Origin of the sequence: Candidatus Gorgyraea atricola (assembly GCA_030765235.1) — a bacterium.
Taxonomy (GTDB): domain Bacteria; phylum Omnitrophota; class Gorgyraeia; order Gorgyraeales; family Gorgyraeaceae; genus Gorgyraea; species Gorgyraea atricola.
The window spans coordinates 1-5,535 of sequence record JAVCCW010000027.1 but is presented as its reverse complement, the minus strand read 5'-3'; the positions used below and the strand labels follow the sequence as shown (position 1 = coordinate 5,535).

The window sequence follows — 5,535 nt, the reverse complement described above, 5'->3', positions numbered from 1 at the left end:
TTTATCGTTGTTTTCGGGCAATTAATGCTTAGAATGAATTTCGACTTCTTAATACTAACTCCCCGCAGTAACTTTTTGAGGGCGGCTAATATGCTTTCTTCTTTGTCATTGCCCGCAATCTCTTCCAACCCAGCCTTCACAAGATGCAGGCCATCTTCTTTTTTTAGGAATTGGACCAATTTTATAGACGATGACCCGATATCCAGTCCCACTATGTAATCTTTCTTAAACATTGTCTTTGCCTTATTATACATATCCATATCTATATCACCAGAACTTCAAAGAGCTTCGACCTTATTTTAAGGGTTCCCCTTAAAATAATCAACCTAAATTTTCGATTTTAGTCTTCCAAAGAAGGTATAAATTTACCAGTGGCATATTTGAAATCAATAAATTTAATTATAGTTTTTGCATAAAAATTATCCTCATCCCGGACAAGCACCTTTTTTGCGTATACGGTTGATTTATCCGGGTCGCCATCCCTAAAATAGGCAAAGCTTATATTATTTAGAAGCTTTAAATAATCCAAACCCTGTGATTCAGCGTCTTCTCTCTTCGATTCGATCAGTTCCTCGGCTTTTAAATAATATCGAATGGCCTCTTTGTAATCTTCCATCTTAAAATAAACTCTGCCGAGAAGAGAATAAAACTTTGCTTTCCTGTCTTCTGTTAAGCCTATACACATCTTTATCTTATCCGCAACATCATCAAAAATAGCGGGAAGAAGGAAAGACCTCAGGGTTTCATACCGCCTCATCTGAAAAGAAGCGTAAAGGTCTAACGTTCTGAATTTTTTGTCGCGATGGATCAGCTTTTCCAGCCTAAGAGCAGTATTTTCCACATGGTCTATATTGTGCATTGTATAAGCCAGCTCCGCCTGGCCGTCATCCAGATATTCATCATGCCATCTTTTAGTCAAAGATAGAAGAAGGTTTTTATTACATCCTGATTTTTTGCTTATATACTTAAACAGGCTTTCTAAGTCTGCATAGTCTATCTTGCGACGTTCGAGGTACTTTTTCATTAAAAGATCTCCTCTTTCTAAAGGGATCCTCCTTTCGTCCAAATATATGATCAATCTCTTTACGGCCGCCCCGGTGTAAAGCGCAAGAGGCGCCTTGTATTCTAGGATCGGAAAATAATCGCTATTTACAGCTTCTTTCATTCTGAACGTTTCTTTAATATTTTTGTTCGAAGCCAGTTGAAAGCTGAGAAGGGCAAACAGACTATTAAGCCTTATTCTTGAGAGATCCTCTCTTATCAACGTTTGAGTTATTCTTTTTTCAGATTTGGCAAAATTTGGAATAACCGCTTTCTTTGACCCTATAAGAAGAATGTCGGAGGCCCCGGTCGACCACATGGTCACCTCGGGAAAAACCGAACAAAAGGTCCTTAGGATCATTTCAAATACTTCATCGTTCATCTCATACGTCTATACCCATTGAATCATGAGGCCGTCTTCCTTCAAGGAGTTTAAACAGTCCCAGAAGTATTCCACCGTAAATAGCGTTCCATTGCCGCTCACCCACGGGTTTGACGGCTCGCTAATTATAAGGTCATATTTCTTATCGATCCGCTGTACAAAGGTCCTGGCGTCCTCTATATAAAGATGGAGCCTTTTGTCATGTAATGCGTTATAGTTAAATCGAGCGAAATACTCCGCGGCATCCACAACCGAAGGTGAGATCTCAACGAGATCCAGGTTTTCTACGGGATGAAGAAGCGCCGAGCCGCAAGTTACTCCGCTTCCAAGCCCCACGACAAACACATCTTTAATATCCGGCTTCAGGATCAACGGAAGTTCCGCAGCAAGGATCTGTGTAGACATATCGCTCTTTGTAGTAGACGCATCAGCCTTGCCATTTATATAGAGAACTAAGGCATCTCCTGTCTTCATAACCGAAACCGTCGCCTCCGGGCCATCCTCGTAGAAAATATTTTTTTTGCTTTTTAATTTTTTTGAAAATTTGCGGAACGTATCTTTTGTGTCACCATCATGCCTGAAAAGCTGGGCACTAAAATAAACCTGATTCCAGTCGGGTATAATTATTTTATACGTAAGAAACACGACACAACAAGCAGAAACTAAATATATTTTTCCTCTCAAAAATAAGTTTTTATCCGCGGACAAAATTATAAACCCGATTAACAAATTAATCGCTATCCCGAACTCCAGAGTATGCTTCAGGCCCAGCACGGGCAGGAGGATCAATCCTGAGACTAAAGCGCCCATAATATTACCGGTAGTGTTAAAAGCAAAAACACTTCCGACTTTTTTTCCCAAAAATTCCAGTTTGCGGGAAACGATTTTGCTTACCAGTGGAAGGGTCATTCCTAAAAATATCGTGGGCAGAAGCATCACAAGAAATGAAAGCAGAAATTTAATTGCTGAATAAAACACAAAGGTTTCGGGTGTTCGAGCAAAGATCCCGGAAAGCCTTAAAAAGAAAAACGGTAACCTCTCGTAAAAAGGAAGGGAGAAGATCAACCCGATGCCTATAAGTATTTCACACAATCCGAAAAACAAAAACGTGCGCTTTGTTTGCGGCATATGTCTGGAAATTAAAAAAGACCCGATTGTTATGCCGGATATAAAGGCTGCCAGCATAAGTGAAAACGAATATGTGGAGGATCCAAGTATCGTGGAAAGCATTCTGATCCACACAATTTCATAGAGCATGGCGGTGAAACCGGATAAAAAGATAGCGCCCAGAGAGATCTTAACAATTTTTTCTGAAAAGTATTCCGGCGAACTTTCCTCACGAGGTAATAATTCTGCTTGCGGAGCTTTTTTATAGAGCATCCTCAACAGGATTACCACGGCGCCGATCGATAAATTAATAAGCGCCGCCAGTACAATAGAGCGTTCGAGGCCAAAACGGTAGATGAAGTAAAAACCAGCAAGAACAGCCCCGATTACCGCGCCAAAACTGTTGATATAATAAAGACGGGCTACAATCTTCCCCCTTATGGAAGCTGACCGTGTCATAAACTTACTAAGGATCGGGAGTGTTCCTCCCATTAAGATCGTGGGCGGAAGAATAATAATGGCCCCGATTAGAAATTTAATCGCAGTGATCCAGACCGGCCCCAGGGAAAGATCCCTTGATGCCATTATATAGATAATTTTGGAAAAGCGAAAAAGCTGCGGCGTGGAGACGCAGAAAATGGCAATTGCAATTTCTACCAGTGAATAAAAAAGGAGTTTATCCTTGACCCTATCGGCCAACTTTCCGATCTAGAAGCTGCCTAACGCCAATCCGCACATAAAGGTAGCTAGGACCAAGGTATGAGCGGAGGCAGTGCTGCCGAATATAAGCGAAAGGTGTTTGGCCCAGAGAACCTCGTAAACAAGCCCCGCGATCCCGGAAAAGAAAAAGCTGATGTATAAAATTGTGTCGATTTTTTTAGCGGGTGGGCGTGAATGTGCGGCGATTATATTCGAGGGCATCACGCTTTACTTTCCATTACCATGATGTTGAAAATTCGCCCCGGCCAAGGCCCCCTGAGGAACCGTAAGTCTCAAGTTCATCTACTTCCGGCGTATCGGCTTTACCTTTTTTACCTGTGGTCGCGACTATGTTAGTCCTCAAATATCTGTCCGAAACCTCGTCAAAGGTAAAGGTCCAGGTAGGATCTTCGGTCATATTAGTCACGGCACTGTAACCAGAATCGTCTGCGGAATGATAGAACGTAGCTGAATCGATCTTGTTTTGACCATTGATAACAACCTGGTTAAATGTGGTCGAACTTCCGAAGTCCAGTTTTAACCATGCATCACCACTGTCGTCGGCCTTCCATTTACTCTTACTATCACCATCAATGGCATCACTTGCAGGGTCTTTGCCTCCCTCCGAAGATGCCGAAGCTGTAGCACCTAACGAAAGATTGCTTCCTGTACTAGTAGCAGCCGCTGGTATATCGCTCTCAATAACTTGCCTTTTAGCTGAGGGGTTGCTAGAGTCCGGAACATATCCCTTTGAAGTAATAGTCACTTGTTCGTTTGTGGGGGCATCGGAATATTCCGTCGTTACTACGTATGCGCCTATCCCTATACCAAAGGGATCATTATTCGTTTCGCCCCAGCCAACCGATTGTTCGTCTGTCGTAAGCGCCCACCTTGCTTTTGCCCGTCCTGCCTCGGCTATGTAGAAAGCCTGAATATTCTGCAATCCAGCGCTTACATTTCTCATTTCACCGCTTACCATTGCCAAAAAAGCAAAGAGTATGCTACTTAAGGCTACCAAAACAGCAAAAACCAAAAGAAGCGCAAACCCTCTCTTATTAATCATCCAACCCCTGATTTCTTGTGTAGGCGCTGCCACCCAAAGTTGTTGTTTCATCGCCTTCGCTTAAACTTAAGGATATAACAACAACCCGTATGCCGTCCGCTTCGGTCGTACCCTTGCCTTTGGTGCTAACAGAATCGTACAAGGTGTCATCTTGGTCAAGATAGTAGCCCAAACCAAAAGTCTGAACATCCTCGATCAGGATAACTTCTGTTTTGCTTTTGCCCGATCCCATTGTTTTTATCAGGTCGCCGCTTTTGTCAATATCATATTTTATGGTATCTGCCGAATTGTCTCCGTCTACATCAGCTTCAAATTCTATTTCATCCGACTCAGCTTTTGTAATCTCACTCGCCATGCTAAGCTCCCGCACCATTTTTCCCATGGTCAAACCGCCGGAGTCTATGACCTCGGCGTAGTTTCTGCCTGAAGTCCATGATTTCAAGCCAACCATAAAGACAAGTGAGACAACTGCCGCGAGCGCGGCAATAAAGGTTATGCTGATTAAAAGTTCTATTAAAGTAAGGCCTTTTTTCATTAATTCCTGGATATATATGTGGTGATCGGCACGCTTATCTCATCGCCTTTGTATGTACGATAGACAGTCACTGTGATGGTTTTAAGGTCGGTAGGGGATTCTGTTTCGTCCACCTCTCTCTGGAACTCGGAAAAACCTGTTACATCAGCTTTGGCCTCATCAACAATATCATCGAAAGCCAGATTTCTTATCTCTTCCATTTTCTGCTGAGCCAAATTCATGGCAATAGACGTATTTTCAGAATCAAATCCTCCTATAATGCCCGTACCAAACAGGCCTATTATGACAATGGTACTCACTGTGAATAAGACAGTGGCAATAAGAACCTCTAACAATGTAAATCCTGAACGACTAATCACGGTTGACTATCTTTGCTCATATTAGAAGCATAGATACAGCTCGAGCCATTGGTCTCGACAACTGCGTCGGTAGTTATTACAGCGCTGCCATTGCCGCCCGGGCCTACAGAATAGATGATATAGTATTTACTGTTTGTGCCGCCCATTACATACGCATAATCAGCGCCACTACTCTCAAACGGATCTGCAGGCACATAATCTATAATGCTGGGTGTAGCGCTTGCCAGGGCAATCTGAAGAGCAGCAGCGCCTGTGGCTGGATAGGCATTACTATTATGGATATAATAGCTCTCTACTGCAGTCTGAAGCGTCCTTAATTCACCCTTTGCCAGGGCAATGTTTCCTTCAT

General features: G+C 42.8%; 7 protein-coding genes. All 7 read right to left on the bottom strand.

Translation table 11 applies throughout. The features are described from left to right. Positions 1-260: hypothetical protein (locus tag P9L93_05115; protein MDP8230465.1), on the bottom strand; the 260-nt coding region annotated here is incomplete at its 3' end. 80 nt (positions 261-340) lie between these two features. Beyond that, positions 341-1,165 (bottom strand): tetratricopeptide repeat protein, encoded by an 825-nt coding sequence (locus P9L93_05110; protein MDP8230464.1) that lies wholly within the window; start codon positions 1,163-1,165, stop codon positions 341-343. Between the two features lie 267 nt (positions 1,166-1,432). Beyond that, positions 1,433-3,115, bottom strand: coding sequence for a fused MFS/spermidine synthase (locus tag P9L93_05105; GenBank protein ID MDP8230463.1), 1,683 nt, complete (start codon positions 3,113-3,115; stop codon positions 1,433-1,435). A 352-nt stretch (positions 3,116-3,467) separates the two neighbouring features. Beyond that, a complete protein-coding gene (locus P9L93_05100; GenBank protein MDP8230462.1) occupies positions 3,468-4,292 on the bottom strand; it encodes a discoidin domain-containing protein in 825 nt (274 codons plus the stop codon). Next, a complete protein-coding gene (locus P9L93_05095; protein MDP8230461.1) occupies positions 4,285-4,827 on the bottom strand; it encodes a hypothetical protein in 543 nt (180 codons plus the stop codon). The genes P9L93_05100 and P9L93_05095 overlap by 8 nt, the downstream gene beginning before the upstream one ends. After that, positions 4,827-5,186, bottom strand: a complete 360-nt coding sequence (locus P9L93_05090; GenBank protein ID MDP8230460.1) for a hypothetical protein — start codon at positions 5,184-5,186, stop codon at positions 4,827-4,829. The genes P9L93_05095 and P9L93_05090 overlap by 1 nt, the downstream gene beginning before the upstream one ends. Further along, positions 5,183-5,535: type II secretion system protein GspG (locus tag P9L93_05085; GenBank protein ID MDP8230459.1), on the bottom strand; the 353-nt coding region annotated here is incomplete at its 5' end. The genes P9L93_05085 and P9L93_05090, both read right to left, overlap by 4 nt.